The organism is Bradyrhizobium sp. P5_C11_2 (assembly GCF_054049755.1).
Genome location: NZ_JBFULT010000817.1, coordinates 1 through 2,433 on the forward strand (window position 1 = coordinate 1; position 2,433 = coordinate 2,433).

The 2,433-nt window shown below is 62.3% G+C and carries 3 protein-coding genes and 1 pseudogene; 1 reads left to right on the forward strand and 3 read right to left on the reverse strand.

The annotated features are described in order from the left end of the window. Positions 1-63 precede the first annotated feature (63 nt). From ACXJL8_RS38945 to ACXJL8_RS38955, 3 genes are all read right to left on the reverse strand, one after another. A complete protein-coding gene (locus ACXJL8_RS38945) occupies positions 64-300 on the reverse strand; it encodes a hypothetical protein (RefSeq protein WP_456622195.1) in 237 nt (78 codons plus the stop codon). Positions 301-502: 202 nt separating this feature from the next. Next, positions 503-1,021 (reverse strand): transcriptional regulator LdtR, encoded by a 519-nt coding sequence (gene ldtR / locus ACXJL8_RS38950; RefSeq protein ID WP_011087797.1) that lies wholly within the window; start codon positions 1,019-1,021, stop codon positions 503-505. A gap of 477 nt (positions 1,022-1,498) precedes the next feature. Beyond that, positions 1,499-2,002 (reverse strand): DUF6163 family protein, encoded by a 504-nt coding sequence (locus tag ACXJL8_RS38955; protein WP_456622196.1) that lies wholly within the window; start codon positions 2,000-2,002, stop codon positions 1,499-1,501. A 137-nt stretch (positions 2,003-2,139) separates the two neighbouring features. Between ACXJL8_RS38955 and ACXJL8_RS38960 the strand changes: the two are divergent. Beyond that, positions 2,140-2,433: pseudogene (locus ACXJL8_RS38960) on the forward strand (porphobilinogen synthase); the annotation flags it as partial.

Sequence of the window (2,433 nt, forward strand, 5' to 3'; positions counted from 1 at the left end):
GCGGTCGATGGCGGCTTCCATGTCACCCCTCTGGTTCATGTCATCTGATTTCGGGCGTTTCGGTCAGGCAACCGCTCGGGTCTCGGCCTGCGCCTCGAACCTGGCGATTGCCTTGTTGGCGAGCCTGATCTTGTTGAATTCGCCATGCTGGAGCAGCTTGATGACGATTTCGAGCAGGCGCTCGTTGGTGACGAGCGTGTCGGGGATCGCGCCGGAGCGGCGAAGGTAGTTGGCGGCGATGGCATAGGCATCGCTCACGAGCTCGACGTTCATGGCCTGCAACCCGCGTTCGACCAGCATCGCATCCTCCGATCCGAAAGACACAACGGCGATGCGGGGAACTGGTTCCGCCCGGCCGGCGAATTTTCTCGCAGCCGCGAAACGACAAAACGCACCGGTCCGGGCAGAGCCGGGCCGGTGCGCTTGGGGAAGTTAGGCACGTTCGGGAGGCTTGCCGGTCTTGTTGCGGGCCGGCTTGGCCTTGATCCCGTCGAAAAAGGGCTCAGAGACGATACAGGATCTGGTCGGTCCAGAACCGCTCGAGGCGGTGCAGCGACTTGTTCAGGGTCGAGAACTCCTCGCCCGAGATGCCACCGACCTGCTCCACCGTCTTGACGTGCTTCTGGTAGAGGGAGTCGACGATGCGACGGACTTCCTGGCCCTGCGGCGTCAGGCGGATGCGCACCGAGCGGCGATCGACGCGCGAGCGCTGATGATCGAGGAAGCCGAGCTCGACGAGCTTCTTCAGATTGTAGGAGACGTTGGAGCCGAGATAGTAACCGCGCGTGCGCAGTTCGCCCGCGGTCAGCTCCTTGTCGCCGATGTTGTAGAGCAGGAGCGCCTGCACCGAATTGATGTCGGCGCGACCACGACGATCGAACTCGTCCTTGATCACATCGAGGAGCCGGCGATGCAGCCGCTCCACCAGAGTCAAAGCTTCCAGATAGAGCGACTGCACCGAACCCTGCTGGCCGGAGACGCGCTCTGCGGTATCTGCCGCAGTTGCGACGGCTTTCATCATGACACTTCCCCTGTTGTCGTTTTTATCGACACTTATTCGACGAAACTTGTGCTCCGTCTGATAGGTGCAACTTAAGGGGGCCGTTTGAAGATCCGCTTAAATAAGAGAATAAAGAGATCATGAATTTAAGACAGTGAATTGCGGATTAAGCCTGTGCCACAAGGGCTTTTCGCAACCGTCTGTTGACCGTCGCAAGGTCCTGTTCACCCTCCGTCCGCCGGCCCTGTCGCATTCCAGTACAGGGCCGCCCCGTTTCGAAACGCGCGCGTAAGAGCTGTGGCGGAATGCACGGAGTCAACGAAAAGTTACCGCAAATTTTAGGCAACCAACGGTCAACCAACCGCGCACAACTGCGCGCGTGTCCCGGAGTTGAACAGATCGTAGGGTGGGGAGAGCGAAGCGAAACCCATCGATGCAGGCGTACGTCGATGATGGGTTTCGCTTCGCTCTACCCATCCTACAAGAGGCGTGCGCACGCTACGGCGGCCGCTCGCGCGCGGCCATCCAGGCGAGCGCGAGATAGGCCGCAAGCATGAAGGCTTCCACGCCGACGACGACCAGGCTGCCGCCGTAGATGCCCGGGAACATCAGTTCGATCACCGCCATCGACACCACGGTGGTCAGCCACACCACCGCGCCCCAGGGTGTCGCGAGCCACAGGCCGACGGCGGCAACGAGCTCGATGACGGCGAAGTAGACGGTCGCGGCCTGCCAGGCCATCGACTGGTTCTCGAACGCCTCGTCCTCGCCGCCGACGAAGCCGGTCACCTGCGCCCAATGATAGAGACCTTTGAGGATCGAGAGCAGCGCCATCACCCGCAGGAACAGCACGAGCCGGCGGGTCCAGACATTGTCGTCGGTATCGGCGCGCTCCGACGAGATCGCAGCCACCGACATTGCGTTGTCTCTGGCATTGTCTCTGACGGCGTCCCTGGCATTGGCGCTGTCGCGGGCCGCGTCGCGGGTTGATATCTCGGACATGGCCCCCTTCTGGCTGCTTCTCCCCGCAAAATCAATCGGCTGCCCCGTCAGTTCAATTCTGCCTTGCGGCAGGTCAAGCCGCGGTGGCGGGAACCATGCGAGCTGGTATAAGAATAATTCCAGCCGGAGGAAGAGTGATGGCGATCAAATACGGACGTCCGATCGAACTGCGCGAGGTGGCTCGCCCCGGTGCGGCAGCCTCCCCTGCCCTCGATCTGACCGTCCGGCCGCGCCGCAACCGCAAGGCGGAATGGGCCCGGCGCATGGTGCGCGAGAACGTGCTCACCACCGACGATCTGATCTGGCCCCTGTTCCTGATCGACGGCGACAACAAGCGCGAGCAGATCGCCTCGATGCCGGGCGTCGACCGCCTCAGCGTCGACCAGGCCGTGCGAGAGGCCGAGCGCGCGATGAAGCTCACGATCCCCTGC

What these genes read in the sequence shown, in the direction of transcription:
- ACXJL8_RS38945 (WP_456622195.1), bottom strand. Translation starts at nt 300, where the DNA reads ATGCTGGTCGAACGCGGGTTGCAGGCCATGAACGTCGAGCTCGTGAGC.
- ACXJL8_RS38955 (WP_456622196.1), bottom strand. Translation starts at nt 2,002, where the DNA reads ATGTCCGAGATATCAACCCGCGACGCGGCCCGCGACAGCGCCAATGCC.
- ldtR (WP_011087797.1), bottom strand. Translation starts at nt 1,021, where the DNA reads ATGATGAAAGCCGTCGCAACTGCGGCAGATACCGCAGAGCGCGTCTCC.